Below are 19,996 nucleotides of genomic sequence, written 5' to 3'. Positions count from 1 at the left end.
TCTTGATTCCTCCTTTTGGATTGGTTCGCCAAATTAATTCTAAAGGATTTCAAGGTGTCTTTTCTATTGTTTTGGAAAATAAAAAAGATATTGGTGGAATTCCACCAACATCAAAAAGTATAGAGCCGAAAAAACTACCCACTTTTCAATGGGTAGTTTTTTTATTTTATCGTAATTGGGCTATTAGGAATACTGAAGCCTGCTTCGGATAAAGCAACGACATATTGAGAAAGAAAATCTTCTTTAATGGAAGCCTGTTTACCATTGAGAACATACATAATCGTACGAATGGCAAAGTTGCCGTTGCCTAAATCAACCATACCAAAAAGTGTTGGTCCATTCTGAATATCTTCTTCGTGCTTGGCAGCAAGCCGTTCATTTACTTCAGTGATTGTTTGCTGGATTTGCTCAATCCCTTCTTCCGGCACAATGCGAACATCAATCATAACTTGAATATTGGAGCGTGAGAGATTGCTGATTGTTACGATGCTGCGGTTGGGAATAAAATGGACGGTACCATCCAATGACTTTAGCTGGGTTGTCCTCAGACCAATAGAAGTGACCGTTCCTTCAATATCCAAGGCTAGCAGACGAATATAATCTCCTACATCCATCTGTTGTTCAAGGATGATGAAAAAGCCAGTAATAATATCATTCATAAAGCCTTGAGCTCCTAAACCAATGGCGACACCGGCGATACCTGCTCCAGCCAGCAGCGATCCAATCGGTACGCCAATGACACTTAACAAGGAGTAGATAAAAAAGAAAAACAGTGTGTATTGAAAAGCATTTCTTGTTAATAAATGCAGCGTATTAACACGGCTATTGCTGAGTGATTGCTTTTTACCAATCTGATTTTTATATAAATGATTGATTAAGGCTTTACCTATTCGATTAATTAATAAGAATAAAAGGATGAGAAAGGCAATATAAATGACTTTTTCAATGATGACTGCGGTAATCTTATCCCAGTCAATGGACTGCCAGTACCGTTGGAAAGCATTGACTTTTTTTACGGTTTCTTCTGTTATGTATAGACCTGATGAATCTGTGGTACTCTGTAACGTTGTTCTTTGTTGAAGTAGAAACATAGTGTTTCCTCCTTTAATATGACACTTTCTCTATTTTACCCAAAAAGTTGAAAACCTGCCAGCTTTGTTGGCTTTCTCAGTAAAATTTTCAGAAAAATCTAACAATCAATAAGAGAATATGTTACAATATTCTGAAAAATGAGGGGGAATATTAATGATCGATTGGGAAAACTTGGGCTTTGACTATATCAAAACACCATTCCGTTATCTGTCTATCTGGAAAGATGGCGAATGGGATGAAGGACAACTAACGGAGGACAATACACTGCACCTTCATGAAGGATCAGCCGCTCTCCATTACGGACAGCAGAGCTTTGAAGGTCTTAAAGCCTATCGATGTAAAGATGGTTCTATCAACTTGTTTCGGGTGGAAGAAAATGCAAGGAGAATGAATCGTAGTGCAGAACGTTTATTGATGGCTAAAGTGCCGGAAGAGAAGTTTGTTCAAGCGGTAAAAGAGGTGGTACGAGCAAATAGTGATTATGTTCCACCTTACGGGACAGGTGCGACATTATATATTCGCCCTTTGTTGATTGGGATTGGTCCTGGGATTGGTGTAAACCCTGCGCCAGAGTATTTATTCACGGTCTTCTGTATGCCAGTTGGTGCCTACTTTAAGGGTGGGTTGACACCAACGAACTTTATCGTCTCTGATTATGATCGAGCAGCCCCGCAAGGAACAGGGGCAGTGAAAGTTGGCGGGAATTATGCTGCTAGCTTGTACCCGGGAGAGCAGGCTCATGAACGAAAATTCTCTGACTGTATCTATCTTGATCCTGAAACACATACAAAGATTGAAGAGGTGGGCTCGGCAAACTTCTTTGGTATTACTGCGGACAATCGTTTTGTAACGCCGCTATCGCCGTCGATTTTACCAAGCATTACCAAGTATTCTTTGCTTTATCTGGCTGAGCATCGGCTGGGGATGGAAGTTTTAGAAGGGGATGTGTATTTGGATCAGCTGGATCAATATTCAGAGGCTGGAGCCTGTGGAACAGCTGCTGTTATCTCACCAATAGGCGGCATCCAGACATTTGATTCTTTCCATGTTTTTTATAGTGAAACTGAGGTAGGTCCAGTTACGCAAAAATTGTATGATGAACTAACGGGAATTCAGTTTGGTGATGTGGAAGCACCAGCAGGCTGGATTGAAAAGATATAAGATATTTTTTATTTTATAAACATGAAATCACTGCAACAGTCTAAAGAAAATTTCTTCAGACTGTTTTTTATTTCCTTTGTAGGTGAAATAAACGAAGTAAAAAGATAATGATTTCATTTTTTGAGAATAATTCTCGGCTTTTTGTGGTATTATAACTATATAGAGCATGTTGGAGCTCTAATTAAAAAAGGTGAAAAAGGTTGCTGGAGGAGAGGGAAATGAGAATTGCATTATTTGATGAAAATGTTGATGATTTGAATCTTTTACAATCTCTGTTATTGTCGCTGGCGAGTCAAGAGCATGAACTGGCTACATTTGATAGTGGGCTAGACTTGTTAAAGGCAATAGGAGCAGAGGAAGAAAGGTTTGATATTTATTTTTTAGCAGTTGAAGGAAAACAGCTCTCAGGGATAGAAGCTGCTGAGGCTATAAGAGAGAGTAATCTTGAAGCGTTAATTATTTTTCTATCAGAGGATATGGAGAAGATGGCATCGGTATTCAAATTTCAAACCTTTGACTACCTGCTAAAGCCAGTTCTATTTGAAACGCTAAAAGAAACAGTTGAACGGGCCCGTAGATATTTTAATACCATTCATCCTTATTTTGAGTTTTCCTTTAAGAAAAGAAACTTTCTTCTTTCAATGAATGATATTTCATATATTGGAAAGTCAGGCAGAATTGCCTATATCCACACAGAAAATGAAATCTATAAGAGTTATTTAACAATGTCTGAAATTATGAATAAATTAAATCCTGATTTGTTTATCCGGATTCACGGCAGCTATGTAGTCAATCTTAACTATGTGACAAAAGTGGTCAATGGTGAGGTATTCGTTCGAACGAAAAGTGAAACTGGGATAAGCGAGGCAGCTATTTCTATTAGCAGAACCTTTAAAGAGGATTTGAAATCAAAATATGCTTTTTTTGTAAATCAAAGAAGAGTAAAATCAATAAAGTAGTTTTCTATTTATTTAATAGAAATCAAAAAGGGCAGTATAGTTTTTTCGATACTAGAAAAAATGTACTGCTTTTTTTGTTTTTTTAGTGAAAATAAAAAGTAATTTAGAACGTCTAACGAACAAATTGAACGAAATGATTAAATTTGTATAATATGCTATTTTTTACTTATAAACTGCAAGTTTTTACATTTAGATACTATGAATAAAGAAGTATGGTAAAATTACTCTGTTAGAAAGAATAAGAAACTTTCTATATAAATATTAATTATAATTGGAGGAATGTAAAATGGCTGGTAATATGAAAATGGATTTTGGTGCTTTAGAAGATTCAGCAAAGAAATATGGTACAGGTGCTGACGATATCGATCAAGTACTACAAAACTTAACAAGCGAGCAGCAAGTAATCCTTGGTATCTGGGAAGGTGAAGCTGCGAGACAATTTGATGCTCAATTCCAAGAACTGTCACCAAAAGTACAACAGTTTGCTGAATTATTAAGAGATATCAATTCACAACTGAACGAAAGCGCTAGAATCATGAGAGAAACTGATGAACAGCTTTCAAAAGTTTACGGTTTACAATAAAAACAACGGTTACTTTTGTAACGAATGAAAGTAACGCAGAAGGAATAGAGCGGGGGTTCAACCTCCCCCTATTCTTTTTTGTTATCCAAAAAATAGTTTATCTTTTTAATAGAAGTTTATTTAGTTCTTTATGTAATTATATTTTTAGTTATAAATAGTTTTTATTTTATTTTTAGGAGAGTGGAGATGAATAATAAGAAACTTTATTATATTTTAAGGTCTGTTTGGATGGTAGTGATCCTTCTTATTACCCTTATATTTATGAATCGTGATTTCACCGATATTTCTGCAAAAAAAGAACAGGAAGAAGAAACCAGACTGAACATAGCCTTAGTTAATGAGGATGTAGGGGTAACACGTAATGGCAGAACCTATCATTTAGGTGCTGACTATGTGAAGAAGATTGAGAAGGATACCGATCATAACTGGTATACAGTATCTCGGGGAATAGGCGAGAGCGGTCTAAAGAATGGTACATATAATTTATTAGTAACGATTCCCAGCAGTTTTTCTGATAAATTACTTGAGTTAGACAGTACTTCTCCAGAGAAGGTTCAAATCAATTACAAAATTAATTCCAATGGCAATAGTGCATTGGAGAATGAATCTAAGAGCGTCGGGCGTCGGATTGTCAGCGGACTGAATCAGCAGCTGGTAGATATGTATGTTGTCAGTATTATTGATAATTTGTTTACTGCACAAAAAAATATTGAAAAGGTTTATACCAATCAGACGGCTTCGGTTGACGAGTTCCAGAATATCTTGTATCAGCCGACAATTGATTTTAAAAACTATTTACCAGCAATCACTAGTCAATCAGATAGTGCTTTACAGTCCAATAATTTGTTGGCTGATTTATTAACGAGCTTTACAGATACAACGACTTCATTAGTGGATAGCCATAAAGATTATTCTTCTATTCTGGAACAGCTGCTGCAGCAGCGAGCAGATGGCAAACTGACATATGAAGAGTTTGTAGAGATATTGCTTTCATTAGACAGTAGTATTTTAAATTCTGAAACGAATCAGCTGTTTGGACAAGTAGACAAGGTAAATGAATTCTTTACGAATAATTTTATTTCAATGGAAGAAGGGGAGTATTTCCAGCAGATGGCTGGTCTGACAGGAGACTTCGAACAATCCAAATTAGATATTGAAGAACAAATTGAAGCATTGAATAAATTAAGGGACAATTTCTTTGGAACCTATGAAGAGCAGTTTTATCTTTCCTTTGGCTACAAAGCTCCTATAGAAGGAGAAACGTATCCGGAAATTACGTTGAGGGATGTACTGAAGAAAAATGATAACTCTGATCCTGATTTAGAAAATAATGAATCAACTGATGCCTTTAAAAACATTTCTGAGTTCAATACAAAATATGTTAAAAAAATGCAGGATCGATTAAACTTACTTCCAGTTCGGAATACTGCTGAGTTTGATGCCTTTGCATCGATTTTCCACTATGATAATGCTCCATACTGGAATTCGACTAGCGGCTTAGGAAATCCGTTAACTGAAATTGAAAGTTACTTAAACGGTACAGGAAAAATTAATGAAAAAATCAATGATATCAATGCACAGATTATTGCTGAAAATGATAAGTATTATGGCGTTGATCAGTGGAAGGATCTTGATCCTTATATTGCAGTGCCATTATTAGATTTTTCTGCAGATAATGCGGATGTGGACACAGGATATGGTAGTTACTATAGTGAGTTGAAGAAGAAACATGATGCTCTACTGAATCTTAGAGAGAATATATCTACTCGTTCTCAATACAACCGTTCTTTTAAAATCACTTGGAGAAATGTCGGAGAAAATTCTTACCTGTATATTAATCCTCCAGTTGGTGTGGATGTCATGTCAGTTGATAATGCCAAAAGAATGACGGCTGACGGAGTTATTCCACAGAAATATATAGTAACTAAAGGAACAAAGAGAGAGCTTAAAGTTAATTATAAATTTGAAACTGCGTATGATGAATCTGTACAAGACCCAACTATGACCATCAAGGCTGTACAGTCAAAAGTGGATGATAATGGAGGGTCAGTAGAACCAGTTAGATATGAAATAGTTCAAGATGAGCAAAACATACTTATTCAGCCAATGAATACGACGAACTCAGATGAAATTGAGGGAGTCACGGATGACTCACTTGAAGAAATGTCTGAAGAATCAACGGACCTTTTAACCGATGAGAGCTCAGTTAGTGAGAATGAAGCAGAGAATGAAACTGAAACAGGAGATAGCACAGAATCTCTTGAAGATATAGCTCCTCATTCAGCAGATGCATTGACGAGAGCTCAGGCTGGTTATTATGTTGAATGGGAGCAATCCCTAGACACATCTGTCTTTCTTTCGACAGAGTATCAAAATGCCAAACGCGAATACTCTGAAGAAATTGGAAAAATTTTAGAGCTCTATAAAACGGTAGATGAAGAACTAAAAGAATATTCAGATTATCCATTTATCACTTTCCATACCTTCCTTGATATGAAGCTAACTGACGTTTTCAAGTCTGTGTTGAATCAGTCATTTATGAACAGTGAAGGTGATTTTGAAAAGCAATGGACGCAGCTGCATACCTTAAAAGATCTTGCTGTATCTATGGAAACAAAAAATGAGCAAATTAATAAAACCCTTGGAGAAATTCAAAGTAATACAAGTACCCTAAATTCTTCAGTAGCTACACAGTTGGAATTGTTGAGTACATGGCAGGAAACTTCTGAATCATTAAAATCCAGCGAAGATCTAGTCAAATCAATGAACGATCAAACGGATACTGAAATCGATTCGATTAATGACACATTAAAAGCCATTTTGGCACAATCAGAAATGGTTAAAGAATCTTCTCAGCAAAATGTGGAAGAAGCAAATGGCGTGAAAAGCGTCTTTGACGGCTTTAACAAAGAGGTTGCTAATGCACAGAAAAATAGTGAAGATTTGTCGAACAATGCCGATTTAATCATGGAGGATCTGAATAAAGAACTGGAAAATAATTCCAGCTTTGTAGATGCCTTTGTCAAAGTATTAAACAATGCGTATGAAGACGGTGTACCGAACAACACATTGCTGCAGTTTATTGCCAATCCAGTTACTGGTAATGCAGAGGCAACCATTCAGACAACGGAAGTTAATCAGCCGTTTACGTGGATTTTGATAATGTTCACCTTGAGCTTATTTATTGCTTATCTCTTTGCTACACAGCCGGTTGTCCGTCGAATTAAAGATAGATTCAAGCGTGATCAGCTATGGTTCAAAGACAATATTATGGAAACTATCTTGTTGAGTACAAGTGCTGTTTTAGTTGGACTGATACTGGCGCTGTTAAGCATTGGTGAGCTTGCTATTACCAAGGAGGCACAGATTGTTTGGATTATGATGGTGATGATTTTCATGCTGATTTTCTCACTGATGAACCATTATGCATTGAAACAATTCCATGTTGCTGGTTTCGGATTGAGTCTCTTCTTATTTATCAGCTACGTGTTTGTCACGAATGCGATTGGTAAGAGTAAGGAAAACAATCCGATGGTTGGGTTTATCCGACAGATTAATCCGCTGTCGATAGGTGAAAATAATCTGGCAGATATCCTATCCAATAATCCGTTGGATGTTATGAAAATCATTTTATATGTACTGGTTATTGCTGCCTTAGTAGCGTTTAACATCTTCATCTGGAAGCCTCGGAAAAAGGCAAAGGAAGTGGCTAAGAAATGAAAAAATGGCTGATTTTAGCAATTTCGATTATTGGTTTGGGAACCTTTTCGCAAACTGCTGCAGCTAAAGAAACGCTGCTGGATAATGAGCTGGATTTAAAAACAGACCGTCTTAACAAAGAGCAGGGAGCAGATAATAAGACACAAAGCTTCATTGCTGAAGACCGTCTATTTGATGCAGAAATGATAGAACGAGTGAAGCATGCAGAAGAAGTGCAGGCACAAGCAAAAGAACAGGAAAAGGCTGAATACTTTTTAGTTGAGGCGCCGGCAGTGAAAGAGTTTGATACAGAGGAGCTGTTTGCCGATGGGGAAACAGTGAAACTGGCAAAGCAGGAGACAGCGGGAACACTCGCTGCTGCTCCGCCTTCGCTGCTTCCGCTACTTATAGGAACAGCGATACTGACTGGTGCAGCACTGTTTTTGTATCATTCAAGAAAAAGAGGAAAAGCAGATGGCAGATAGCAAAGAGCATATTAATATCACATTAGTTTATAACGATAATAAAGAGAAAATGGTTGATTTACGTATTCCCAATAATATTACGGTTTATCGTTTTATCAGAGAGCTAAACCAGATATTTGGGAGAAATAAAGAGTTGAAAAAGTATCAGTTGAAGGTTTCTAATAAAGGAATACTTTTAGATGAAGAAAAAAGGCTTAAGGATTTCCCGATTACGGACGGGGATATTATAGAAGTGTTGGAGGAGCAAGTACATGGAATCAGCTAAAGAAACATTGGCAGCAATAACGATTGAGAATCATACGTATGAATATACAAAGAACGCGGCAAGCTGGCTGCTTACGCTGCGCAAATCAGAGGTACAGGTGCATGAAGAAAAAGATTTAGCCTTATTAAAGGTGGCCCATCCTTTATTGATGGCAACAGAGATTCATTGGGAAGAGGATGCGGTGTCGTTTACTTATCAGCTGCCAAAGGAAAAAATCACTTTTTCTGAGCTGACTTCTCATTCAAAGGAAGATAAGTTACGGGCAATGGTCAATGTGGCAACAGTGAAGCAGCTGTTGGAATTACCGCTGACATTTTTTATCCATCCAGAAAATATTCTTTTTGATTACAATTTAATGCCGGTTATTGCTTACCGGGGGTTGGAAGGGAAGATGCCGCCTCAAGTAATTAATGAAGAGTTGTTGCTGCGTCAGTACAAAAGCTTGATTATTACTCTATTTGAAGGGAATCAAGATTTTTCTAAGCTGTATGAAGGACAGCTGGATATCAAAAAAGGGTCAAAATTTATTCAAACAGTCATTAATTTGGGCAGTTTTGAAGAAATCAGACAGTACCTGATTGAAAATTATGACCAAACAGTGATGCATACAGAGAAAACGACGCGGAAAGTCAGTAAGACACGTTTTACAGTGATGAAACAGCTGTCGATTTGGTTGCCTATTTTAGCTGTTGCATTGGCTATTCCGCTGATTTATCTGTTGTTTTTCCGGATGCCGTTTTTAGATCGGATGCAGGACACAGATACCGCCTTTTTGAAAAATGACTATGAAGCAGTTATTACAACGTTGGAGCCGGTAAAAACAGATGCTATTCCTTATACGCAAAAATATGAACTAGCATACAGTTTTGTCCAGGGAGAAGCTTTACAGGATAAACAGAAAACAGTTGTTTTAAACAATATTACCCTGCGCTCAGATGAAAATTATCTGGATTACTGGATTGAAAATGGCCGGGGAAATTTGGATGAAGCATTGGACGTAGCGAAAAAGTTAGAGGATTCTGATTTGATTCTTTATGGTATTACACAGAAAATTGAACAAGTTCGTAATGATGCTGCTATGTCAGGAACTGAAAAAGAAGAAACAATTTCTAAACTGGAAGATGATTATCAAAAATATCGTGAAAAACGTGACCTAGGTGTAGAAGAAGCCGAACAGACAACGGAAAGCACGCAGCAGGAGGGCAATTAGATGGGAAAAATGCAAGCGGTCATCTATTTTGAAGGCTATCGCTATCAGCTCCTACTCGATCAAGAGAAAGAGTTTTTGCTTTCTAATGATAATCAGGCCGATCTTCACTTGCCGCTGTCGGAAGAGGAGCAGCTTTCTCTACGCTACGATGGTGAATGGTTGTTGAAAAATGGTGATACTGAACAAGCAGTATCAAAAAATGAGCGTCATCAAATTTCGCTGAATAGTGGGAAAGAACTAACGATTCTACTGACAGCCGCTGAAAAAATGAAGATTTTTGATTTGTTGGATAAAAAAGAAATTATTATCGGAAATGAAAAAGGAGCATCACTAACGATTGCTGACTCTGAGTTTTCAGCAGTTTTAGAAAAATCCGGCGAAAAATGGAAAATGACCTTGCTGGGCGGCACGATTACGTTGAACAATCAGCTGATAACGGGTACAGAATACTTGCTGGAAAAAGGGGACGAGTTGTCATTTGACAGACATACCTTGAAAGTCTACGCACATGAAATTCATGCAACGCAGGGAACTGTACTAAATTCTAATTTTTGTGAAATTTATCGTTCCCGTTATGAAATGTATGATGAGTATCCTGATTTTCACCGCTCGCCGCGGATTATCTACAGGGAACCAGAAGAAAAGGTCATTATTAATGCGCCTAGCGATCCAAAAGAAGAACCCAAAGAACAACTAATAAAAATCATTGTTCCGCCTCTTGCTATGCTGGCGGTAACTGGGGTAATGGCATTCATGCGTTCCAGCGGGATGCTGGTCATTGCCAGTGCGGCTACTACATTGATGACGATTATCTTTTCTGTTCAGAACTATTTTAAAAATAAAAGGGAACATAAGCAAAGCTTGATTGATCGTGAGGTCAAATACAACCAATACCTAGTCGATAAGTCAGTTGAAATGTATCAGCTGAATGAAAAACAGCGGCAAGGTCAGCACTACCATTATCCGAATGTTTCAGAGATTTTGGAAATGGGAAAAACATATAGCCCGAGAATTTATGAAAAAACAGCACTGCATTTTGATTTTCTATACTATCGTCTTGGTTTAGGACGAGTAGATAGTACAAGCAACATTGACTACTCCAACCGTGAGCGTGGGAAAGAAACAGATGCACTTGAAAAGCTGGGCTATGAGTTGTATCTCAAAAGTCTTCAATTGGAGGATATGCCGATTCTGGCTAATCTGGTTCACGGACCAGTAGGCTACATTGGCCCGAGAAATCTTGTGTTGGAGCAGCTTCATCTGTTGGTAAATCAGCTGTCGTTATTCCACAGCTACCATGACTTACAGTTTATTTCGATTTTTCCTGAGGCTGAGAAGGACCAGTGGGAGTGGATGCGCTGGCTGCCTCATGCGAAGCTGCAGGACGTTAATGTTCGTGGATTTGTTTATAATCAGCGAAGTCGGGATCAGGTACTAAACAGTCTGAATCAGATTCTGAAAAATCGTAAAAATGCGATGGAAGAAAACAAAGGAAGTCGCGATAGTACAATTTTCACTCCGCACTATGTAGTTATGATTACGGATGAGAAGCTAATTCTTGACCATGTCATTATGGAATTCTTTAATGAGGACCCTAGTGCATTAGGCTGCAGCGTGATTTTTGTAGAAGATGTTATGAGCAGCTTATCAGATAATATCAAGACAGTTATTGATATCCGCGACCGAAATACCGGAGTTCTTTTGCTGGAACAAGGAAAATTGATGAACACGGCATTTAAGCTGGATCATTTCCCGCCAGGGTTTGATAAGGAGGCTCTGCCTCGTTTACTAGCGCCATTGAATCATTTACAAAATCTAAAATCCAGCATTCCGGAATCTGTTACTTTCTTAGAAATGTATGGGATTGAAACCTTCGATGAGTTCAATGTAACGCAGCGCTGGGCACAAAATTCACCGCATAAAACACTGGCGGTACCACTGGGACTTCGCGGGAAGGATGATATTGTTTATCTGAATCTCCATGAAAAAGCGCATGGACCACACGGACTAGTTGCCGGGACGACAGGTTCAGGTAAATCGGAAATTGTTCAAAGCTATATCCTAAGTTTAGCTGTGAATTTTCACCCGTATGATGTTGCCTTTCTACTGATTGACTATAAGGGCGGGGGGATGGCCAATCTCTTTAGAAACCTGCCTCATTTGCTGGGAAGCATTACCAATCTGGATGGCGCACAAAGTATGCGGGCCTTGATTTCTATCAATGCCGAGTTAAAAAGACGCCAGCGTTTATTCTCAGAGAACAACGTAAACCATATTAACCAGTACCAGAAGCTATACAAAAACGGTGATGTCGATGAACCAATGCCTCACTTATTCCTGATTAGTGATGAGTTCGCCGAACTGAAATCAGAACAGCCGGAATTTATGAAGGAGCTGGTTTCAACAGCCCGTATCGGTCGTTCTTTGGGAATTCACTTAATCTTAGCAACTCAGAAGCCTTCTGGGGTAGTAAATGATCAAATCTGGAGTAACTCGAAATTCAAGCTATGTCTGAAGGTTGCCGACAAATCAGATAGTATGGAAATGCTGAAAACAGCAGATGCCGCTGAAATCACACAGGCAGGACGTTCTTATCTTCAAGTTGGGAATAACGAAATTTATGAGTTGTTCCAAAGTGCATGGAGCGGGGCGGACTATCAGCCGGATAAAGACGATCAGCAGATTGAGGATCATACGATTTATCTAGTCAATGAGCTGGGACAGTACGAAATCCTAAGCGAAGATTTAAGCGGACTGGAAAATGCAGAAGATGTCAAACAGATTCCAACTGAATTGGATGCAATTATCGATGGAATTCATGATGTAGCAAATCAGGAAAATATTACGCCGCTGCCAAGACCATGGCTGCCGCCGCTGGAAGAAAGAATTATTGTCAGCGAGCTGCATCCAACGAATTTCAAGGAAGCTTGGGTAACAGAGAAACAACAGTTAGAACCTACCCTTGGTGTAGTTGATATTCCAAGTATGCAGGCGCAGGAAACCTTAAACGTGAACATGACACACGAAGGACATATTGCTGTATTCAGTAGTCCAGGCTATGGAAAAAGTACCTTTATGCAGACGGTGGTTATGGACCTTGCTCGTACGCACAATCCGGAACGCCTGAACGTTTATCTATTGGACTTTGGAACCAATGGACTATTACCTTTGAAGAAGCTGCCTCATGTAGCAGATACGATGAGCATTGATGAAGAAGAAAAAATTGCTAAATTCGCACGAAGAATTAGCGATGAGCTGAAACGCCGTAAGAAATTGCTAAGTGAGTTTTCTGTAGCCAGTCTGGAAATGTACGAAAAAGCCAGCGGCAAAGAAGAGCCGATTATCCTAATCCTGTTGGATGGATACGAAGGGATGAAGGGAGCTAAGTTTGAAGAGCTTCTGGACAAAGTGATTACACAGGTTGCCCGTGAAGGAGCCGGTATCGGCCTTCATCTGGTATTGTCGGCTGGACGTCAAAATTCTATGCGGATGAACCTTTCAAGCAACATCAAGCTGCAGATTGCGTTGAAGCTGATTGATGATGCAGAGCCGCGCTCAATTGTGGGACGTACAACATTGACTATCGACGACCTGCCAGGGCGTGGACTGATTAAGCTGGAAGAACCTGAGCTATTCCAAACAGCTCTACCGGCTGCAGGGGAGGATACACTACAAATCATTGAAGCCATTCAAGACGAAGTTGCGGAAATGGATGCCTACTGGACAGGTGAACGCCCTGAAGAAATACCAATGGTGCCGGAAGTTCTTTATTTTGAAGAATTCAAGCAGAAAAAACGTGTACAACAGCTTATTTCAGAAGGTCATATGCCGATTGGTCTGCATTATGAAACAGTAGAACCGATCACTGTCTCTTTTGCAGCTTACAAGCATTTGCCAGTTTTCGCACCAAAGTATGAGCGTTTAGTGAACTGTATGCATAGTCTGCAAGGCTTTATCGCTGAATCAAATCATTATGATTATATGATTTTTGATGATCAGGAAGAAAATCTGGCAGAATATCAGGAAACAGCTTTTGGCTACAGCTCTGAAAAAGAAAACTTCCTGTCAATGTGTCAAAAAATCATCGAATTTATTGAAGACAGAGAAGATGATTATGAGGATATGAAGGACAGCGGCGAGGTTGCAAATCTGAAGGAGTTCCTCCTAAAAGTAAAACCTTTGGTTCTCGTTATCCCTAACATCTCCTATTTCCTTGCAGATATTGATAAGGAAGCAGAGAAGTTATTTATTCAAATCATACAAAATGGCGCCCAGGTCGGCGTGTATCTCTTGTATGGTTCAGTCTTTAATGCAGTGAACGGTTACGACGATTTAAGCAAGCTTCTGAAATCTTTCGACAAAGGAATTGTTCTTGGAAAAGTTGCAGATCAGTCTCAGCTGAAAGCTTCTAATCTTGGCTATAAAGAGCCGGCGCCAGATGATACAGAAGGCTATCTGGTAGAAAGCGAATTTGCTGATAAATTGAAAATATCGTTGTCTATAAAGTAAAAAAATAGGGTGAATCTCTTTAGAGACTCACCCCATACATAGGAACAAACGGAGAAGGCAGTAGCTTGAAAATTTGAATGTTTTCAGCTCCTTCTTCCTGCAAAGAAAAACCGTTTTTGAAAAGTTTGTGGCAAAGGCACTATGGCCTTTATCTTTAGCCAAGTGAATAACAGATTCGCAGATAGATAAATACTTAGAAGATAGGAAAGCTAGTTGTATAGGAATAAAGGAGGAAATAATTATGTTCGGATGGTTTAGCAAGACACCTACTGAGGAAAAGAGAGATACCTATCAGTCGCTTTATAACTCGTTGAAAAGCTATCAATCAAAGGTTGAGTCCAAAATAGCGACAGCTGAATCAAGTATTAGTACGTATAAATCGGCAGTTCCCAATTTGTCTAATTCGAAAGTTCCCTCGCAATATTTTGATCAGAAGCGTGAGGAGTATACAGAAAAGCTGGATGACTATATCAAGGGTGAAAAGGAAAAAAAGAAGGATTTAGTGACAGCAAAAAATAAAGCTAAAGAACAATATGAGAAATATAAACAGCTGGCGATTACAGAGGAACGAGATCGCAAAGCCAAAGAAGAGAAAAAGAAAAAAGAAGAGCAGGAAAAAAGAAAGCAAGCAGCGGCTGGAAAATAAGAAGGAGTTGGTAGTATGTCTAAAATTGAAATTCGAGGTAACGAACTGGAAGAGGTTATTGAAGCAGCTAAAACGATGAAAAAAGGAATTGGAGACACACTGACGAAAGCCAAAAGCTTAAAGGCAAAAGTAGAGGCTACAGAATGGACTGGAAAAAATAAAAAAGCATTTGTTGCCTATCTGGATTTAATTTATCAGTACCATGAAGATTTGAATAAAGCAATGAAAGCTCAAAAAACAGCAGTGAAAAATTTAAAAAATAATATTTCTTCTTTTGATAATCTTTCAGAGCCTTCTAAAGTAAGGAGTCTATAAAATGAATAATCAAACATTTTCATTTGCAGAGTTAAGTTTACTGGCGGAGGCTTTTGAAGTAGAAGTTATTTTTGGCATGCCGGATAAAAAATCAGAGATGCTTTTTGATTCTGCTTTTGCCTCGGAAGCTGAAAAAAGATTAAAAGAAAAGAAAATTTTAAGTGAAGAAAGCCGATTAACCGAAGGCGGATTTTACGTAGTTAAGGCTTTGGAGGAATATTGTGTCAGCACAGAGTATCTTAGAATTAACAATATAATGATTGCCTTCTCCAATGATAAAAAACACCTAATTGTGCTATCTGAAATCGAAAGTACCAAAGAATATAAATTGATTGTTTATGATCAGCTGTCTTTTATTAAAGAGATGTATGAAACAGTTCCTATGATAAACAGAGAACCATTGCCGGAAGACATGGAGTATAGTACTAAACGATTGCGTAATGCAACAAGGCGTGAATGGGAAAAAGAGTTGTTTTCGGAAGACATATTTAATCTGGAAATCTTCAAAGAGGAAGATATTCAAAATGAAGAAAAGCATGTTCAATGGCTATTTTTTGAAAAAGAAGAAAAGCTGATTGGGATTGATGTGACCAAAGAGAAATATTATCAGTTCAGCCAATACTATTTTTTGAAAACAGTTTTTGAGGCGCTGCATATCTCCATAGAAGAGGTTGTCAAAAATCAAAAATAGAAGGGTGGGAATTCATTATGACAAAGGTCATTAAAGGAGCAACAGTCGAATATAAAGGGATAAGTAAAGGCTCTACAGCAACAATGCATAAGCCGTTTGGTTCAAGTGACCGGCAAAATATTCAGGGAATGCTTTATGGTGGGAAACGTCCTGCTCAGAATTTTGGTTTTAGCCGACCGAGTACAGGGCATAACCGACAGGATATTTTATCATCAATCAATAAGCGGCCTGCACAGACATTAGATTTAAAGCGACCGTTATATCAGTCTAATCAGACTGGTTCAGGTACGCAGAACGGTTTAAATCCATTGATTTATAAAGGGAATGTGAAAGAAAACAGCTTTAGCTATATTAAAAAAGGGTCGGCTTCTACTAATGGTGCAAAGACTCTTGAAGCCAAATATGTTCGTCAAGAACCAATAAATCAAGGAATTGCTGATAGAATGTATCGGCCCGGCGGGCAGACATTTGAATCCAAACAAACCTGGCAAACCTTAGAAGCACATAATGTAACTGAAGGGGCAGGACAAAATGTAAAAACGGATAAAATGCAGCGGCCGACCGGACAGACCTTCGAGGCCGATACATTCGATCGGCCCGGTGGTCAAGCAGTTCCAACGGATAAAATGACTCGTCCTGGCTCAAGCGGACAAACACTTGAGGCCAACCCTATCTATCGCCCAGGAGGACAAGCGTCAGGCTCCGCTTCTGGCTCCGCTTCTGGCCTTCGACCAGTTAATCAAGGTTCAGGAGGTTATACTTCGCAATCAAGTGGAGGCTATCAAAATTATCCGTCAGGAGGCAGTTATCAGTCTATTCCATATTATGGTAGTATGCCCCAACCGGTATGGACATCTGCTCATGCGAACCCAGTAGCCAGAGAAGCAGCCGCTGGTGCTGTAGCGGCAGGAGGCGCCGCAGCAGCTGCCGTTGCGGCTGGAATTGCTGGTACGAAAGGCGGGCTGAACAAAATAGTTGGAGCAGTAGCTGGTGCACTTGGCGGAGCAGGAATGGTGAAATTTGATATCGAGGGAATGCTGGATATTGTTGATGGACTCGAAGAGATTTTAACTGAGTTTACAGAGACAATCGTTCCCGCAGCAGAAAAAGTTGCTCAATCAAATTTTTATATCAATGGAAAAGCTAAAGATGCCTGTAAAACTTTGGAACAGGTGACTGGAAAGACAGAAGAGATTATTGGACATTATTACCGCGCATCAGGTTTGGTAACGAAAACGATAGAAAAAGCAGTTGAAACAGACGAAGGTCTGGCTCAGGCAATCATGAACAGATACGGACAAGGATAGCGGAGGTGAAACGTTACATGGTTGATGTAAAAACCAGCTCTGGCGGCTGGGAGAAAATGAGAAGCGGACTGGGAAACCTGATTGGTACAGGCTGGTTCGCAGGAGACGGAGTATTTGATGATTTGAAAGATATCAACAAATACATGGAAGAAGCAGAAGAAAAAATCAGAGAAAAAGATGTCGATGGTGTGATTTCATTTTCCCATACTAGTAAAAAAAGCAAGCTGAATGATCTTTTCGACAAGTTGGATGTGCTCCATACATACAGCGGGAAAGCGCATGACCTTGTTGATGAACACATTGATGATCCTTTTCATGTGGATATTGACAGCTATGTAGAAGCAATGGAAGCTTTATCGATTAATAATTATTCTACCGATAATACTATTGGTTCAACAGAAATAGTTGTGACAACTAAGGATGGCTACAATTTTGAAACATCTACAAAGAAAAAAGACAGTATCACAGCAGATGATTTGTTTGCAGAAGACACTGTTTTGGGTAAGCAGCTGAAAGCCGATTTTGATAAATACAAGGTGAACTACACTGGCGATAAAGATGATATGATCGACAACTACAGTGATTTTAGAACTGCCTCCTTAAATACAGGTGCTTTCGACTATAAATCAATTAAAGATCAGCAAATGGAAAAAGAAATGTGGGTCAATTTGGGACTGGCCGCTGTGACCCTAGTAGTCGGTCTGGTTTGTCCACCAGCCGGTGCAGTTCTGGGCATTGCATTGGCATCTGCTGAACTGGGAAGCGCCCTGACGGGGAAGGACTGGATTAGCGGCAGAGAGCTGGATACAGGGGAGCGCTGGACACGAGGAGCCCTTTCCGTTGTCAGTATCGCCTTTGATGTATCTGCGCTGCGTTCCTTTAGTAAGGCAACTCAGCAAGCCAATGCTATGAAGTATGCGTTTAAAGGTGGTGCCAGTAAGCTGGAGCATCTATCAGATATGACCTTGGCGGCTAAAAATATGGCGAAAACACGCATTACCAACTTTAAAAATGCATTGACATCGATACCAGCAAAACTTAAAAACGGGTATAATACGGTTAAGACGAATGTCAAAAGTGCGACAAATTATGTGAAGAATAAAGTTAGTAATTTTAGTAGAGTAAGTAACGCAGATGAAACTGTTAAATACTATAGAGTTCAAGGCGGAGGTTCTGGAGGGAAAACAAGCCAATACAGGATAAAAGTAAATGCTGATGGAACAATTTCTATTCCAAATAAAACAGCGGATTTAAATGTTAGTGCTTATGATTTAGAACATGCTCAATATTTTAGAGATACTGCTAGACCTGGTGGAGAAATTGTTGAATTTCAAGTTCCAAAAGAACTAGATGATATTATTAAAGAAAACATGGTTGATCAATACGGCTATAAAACAAATCCGAAAAATCAAGGAGGAATGGCACCTAAACTGGTTGATCCTACAACACCTGGAGTAAGCTATGAACTTCCTTCGGATCCTTGGATAGAATGGCTTGAAGAATATGCACATTCTGCTAAAATACTGGAATAAGTATAGGAGATGATGAAGATATTACAACCAAAATATGCTGAAAATATAATTGTTGGTGTGAACAGTTTGAATGGCTTCCGTTGGTATTTAACTCCTCAAGATATATGGATTTTAGATATTTATAAGTATCAAAAGGCTTATAAAAACGTGGGTTATGATGTAGATTTAGACTATATTTTATCTTTGAGAAATAATATAGCAGTAGTTGATGAAGATAATTACCAAAAATACCTACAACCTTATGAATCTTTTTCTATTGAAACAGAGGTTTTAAATGAATGGGTTTTGAACAATCACTATGATGATACTATTTTGTCATTACAGCCAAGTTTATACGTAGATTTTATAAATAATGAGCTAATTTCTGAGTATCCAGAAGCTGTTCCTTATGAAAAATATGTTCCTGATGGCTGGAAAGGAAAAACAGAAGGAATTGCTAAGTATATAGAGAAGTCAAATCAATACTGGATGGATAATGATATTGATTTAATTTCAAAAAAGTTTAATCAAGAAAAAAGAAAGTTTGAGGAGATGGACAAATGAGCGATAATAATTTGACAATCATGAACGAATTATTTAATAAAGAAGGTTCTGAGGAACAGGTTGAAGGATTAACCATAATGGTGGATGGTGTAATAAAACAAGTATTTGACAAGATTAAAGCTGACAAAAACTATGATACTTACAACGAAGTATTACGTGATGTCATTTTCGAAGGTATTAATAGTATTGTTAAAAAATAGTCACAATTACACCAAAAATAATATGGAGTTTTAAATGAGTAAGAGCTATCAAATTTTTTTAGAAGAGCATATTTCAAAAGAAAAAATGGATTCGATTGTAAATCATTTAGAAGGATATGAGACAAGTAACGGTCACTATACTATTCAAGATGGTGAAGCGACAATCTGGGTTAATTATGCGGAATTTGATTCTGATTTAGACTATTATGCATCTGAAAATGCTGAAATTCTTTCTGAATATCAACTGAAAATTAACTATATTTTAGATGTTGAAGTAGGAAGCGATGAACAAAGTGAAGTATTGGTACAAAAGTTTTATTCTGGTTTAAAAAAAGAATATCCTAAAAGTGTAATAATGAATCAGGATGGCAAGTTTTTCGAGAAATTGTAATAAGAAATAGATTTTTATGATAGGTCGTTTAGTAGAAAAATGTCCTAAATTACTGAATTGAAATAAAAACAACATTCACTTAATTACTCATTGGAAGTAGTGTTCTTTTGTTCTTAGAGAAAATCAACTACTTGGTTTTTTATTAAGAAATTCGAGCCGACATGTATTGCCAGAAAGCAAATATATTGTTCAAGATAGAAATGAAGAAATAAAGCAAAATAGAGAAGTTTTAACAGATTATTTAAATCTCATTCAGTTGTTAGATTTGGATTTAACAGATAAAAAAGAAAAAGTTCTCGAAGCTAAATTTCAAGAGATAGTTGAAAGGTTGGAAACTAACTCTTCAGACTTTTCAGAAGGAATAAAAGAAAGTATTGAAGCTATTTTAGATTTTATGTGAGTAAGAGG

The 19,996-nt window shown here is 38.2% G+C and carries 19 protein-coding genes; 18 read left to right on the top strand and 1 reads right to left on the bottom strand.

Features of this window, described 5'->3' with window-relative positions:
- The coding region (locus ACPWSO_RS05345) for a hypothetical protein (protein ID WP_426081797.1) at window positions 1–212 on the top strand (212 nt) is incomplete at its 5' end.
- Here ACPWSO_RS05345 and ACPWSO_RS05340 read toward each other — a convergent pair.
- The gene (locus ACPWSO_RS05340) at window positions 162–1,091 is read right to left on the bottom strand and encodes a mechanosensitive ion channel family protein (RefSeq protein ID WP_426081796.1); all 930 of its coding nucleotides are present in this window, start codon (window positions 1,089–1,091) and stop codon (window positions 162–164) included. The two genes, ACPWSO_RS05345 and ACPWSO_RS05340, sit on opposite strands and share 51 nt — an antisense overlap.
- Window positions 1,092–1,245: 154 nt before the next feature.
- Between ACPWSO_RS05340 and ACPWSO_RS05335 the strand changes: the two genes are divergently transcribed.
- From ACPWSO_RS05335 to ACPWSO_RS05255, 17 genes are all read left to right on the top strand, one after another.
- Entirely contained in the window at window positions 1,246–2,253 is a 1,008-nt protein-coding gene (locus tag ACPWSO_RS05335; RefSeq protein WP_426081795.1) for a branched-chain amino acid aminotransferase, read from the top strand.
- Between the two features lie 218 nt (window positions 2,254–2,471).
- Window positions 2,472–3,212: a LytR/AlgR family response regulator transcription factor gene (locus ACPWSO_RS05330; protein ID WP_426081794.1), complete on the top strand. Its 741-nt coding sequence runs from the start codon at window positions 2,472–2,474 to the stop codon at window positions 3,210–3,212.
- A 286-nt stretch (window positions 3,213–3,498) separates the two neighbouring features.
- On the top strand, window positions 3,499–3,795 hold the full coding sequence (locus ACPWSO_RS05325) for a WXG100 family type VII secretion target (protein WP_426081793.1): 297 nt from the start codon (window positions 3,499–3,501) through the stop codon (window positions 3,793–3,795).
- 186 nt (window positions 3,796–3,981) lie between these two features.
- Window positions 3,982–7,515 (top strand): type VII secretion protein EsaA, encoded by a 3,534-nt coding sequence (gene esaA, locus ACPWSO_RS05320; protein ID WP_426081792.1) that lies wholly within the window; start codon window positions 3,982–3,984, stop codon window positions 7,513–7,515.
- Window positions 7,512–7,979: a hypothetical protein gene (locus tag ACPWSO_RS05315; protein WP_426081791.1), complete on the top strand. Its 468-nt coding sequence runs from the start codon at window positions 7,512–7,514 to the stop codon at window positions 7,977–7,979. The genes esaA and ACPWSO_RS05315 overlap by 4 nt, the downstream gene beginning before the upstream one ends.
- The gene (locus ACPWSO_RS05310) at window positions 7,969–8,244 is read left to right on the top strand and encodes an EsaB/YukD family protein (RefSeq protein WP_426081790.1); all 276 of its coding nucleotides are present in this window, start codon (window positions 7,969–7,971) and stop codon (window positions 8,242–8,244) included. The genes ACPWSO_RS05315 and ACPWSO_RS05310 overlap by 11 nt, the downstream gene beginning before the upstream one ends.
- Entirely contained in the window at window positions 8,231–9,454 is a 1,224-nt protein-coding gene (essB, locus tag ACPWSO_RS05305) for a type VII secretion protein EssB (protein WP_426081789.1), read from the top strand. Before ACPWSO_RS05310 ends, essB begins: the two co-directional genes overlap by 14 nt.
- Window positions 9,455–13,963, top strand: coding sequence for a type VII secretion protein EssC (gene essC / locus ACPWSO_RS05300; protein WP_426081787.1), 4,509 nt, complete (start codon window positions 9,455–9,457; stop codon window positions 13,961–13,963).
- Window positions 13,964–14,204: 241 nt separating this feature from the next.
- Window positions 14,205–14,609, top strand: coding sequence for a hypothetical protein (locus tag ACPWSO_RS05295; protein ID WP_426081786.1), 405 nt, complete (start codon window positions 14,205–14,207; stop codon window positions 14,607–14,609).
- Between the two features lie 15 nt (window positions 14,610–14,624).
- A complete protein-coding gene (locus tag ACPWSO_RS05290) occupies window positions 14,625–14,924 on the top strand; it encodes a WXG100 family type VII secretion target (RefSeq protein WP_426081785.1) in 300 nt (99 codons plus the stop codon).
- Window position 14,925: 1 nt separating this feature from the next.
- Window positions 14,926–15,615 carry a DUF5081 family protein gene (locus tag ACPWSO_RS05285; protein ID WP_426081784.1) on the top strand — a complete coding sequence of 230 codons (690 nt, stop codon included), beginning with the start codon at window positions 14,926–14,928 and terminating at the stop codon, window positions 15,613–15,615.
- A gap of 17 nt (window positions 15,616–15,632) precedes the next feature.
- Window positions 15,633–16,922, top strand: a complete 1,290-nt coding sequence (locus ACPWSO_RS05280; RefSeq protein WP_426081783.1) for a hypothetical protein — start codon at window positions 15,633–15,635, stop codon at window positions 16,920–16,922.
- A gap of 17 nt (window positions 16,923–16,939) precedes the next feature.
- On the top strand, window positions 16,940–18,454 hold the full coding sequence (locus ACPWSO_RS05275; protein ID WP_426081782.1) for a hypothetical protein: 1,515 nt from the start codon (window positions 16,940–16,942) through the stop codon (window positions 18,452–18,454).
- A gap of 9 nt (window positions 18,455–18,463) precedes the next feature.
- Window positions 18,464–18,997, top strand: a complete 534-nt coding sequence (locus tag ACPWSO_RS05270; RefSeq protein WP_426081781.1) for a hypothetical protein — start codon at window positions 18,464–18,466, stop codon at window positions 18,995–18,997.
- On the top strand, window positions 18,994–19,197 hold the full coding sequence (locus ACPWSO_RS05265) for a hypothetical protein (RefSeq protein ID WP_426081780.1): 204 nt from the start codon (window positions 18,994–18,996) through the stop codon (window positions 19,195–19,197). The genes ACPWSO_RS05270 and ACPWSO_RS05265 overlap by 4 nt, the downstream gene beginning before the upstream one ends.
- A 34-nt stretch (window positions 19,198–19,231) precedes the next feature.
- A complete protein-coding gene (locus ACPWSO_RS05260) occupies window positions 19,232–19,588 on the top strand; it encodes a hypothetical protein (protein ID WP_426081779.1) in 357 nt (118 codons plus the stop codon).
- Between the two features lie 166 nt (window positions 19,589–19,754).
- Entirely contained in the window at window positions 19,755–19,988 is a 234-nt protein-coding gene (locus ACPWSO_RS05255; RefSeq protein WP_426081778.1) for a hypothetical protein, read from the top strand.
- The last annotated feature ends 8 nt before the right edge of the window (window positions 19,989–19,996 follow it).

The organism is Enterococcus sp. LJL51, from assembly GCF_049894025.1.
In the GTDB taxonomy this organism is placed as follows: domain Bacteria; phylum Bacillota; class Bacilli; order Lactobacillales; family Enterococcaceae; genus Enterococcus_L.
The sequence above is the reverse complement of the archived record's forward strand: the minus strand, read 5'-3'. Positions and strand labels throughout refer to the sequence as shown.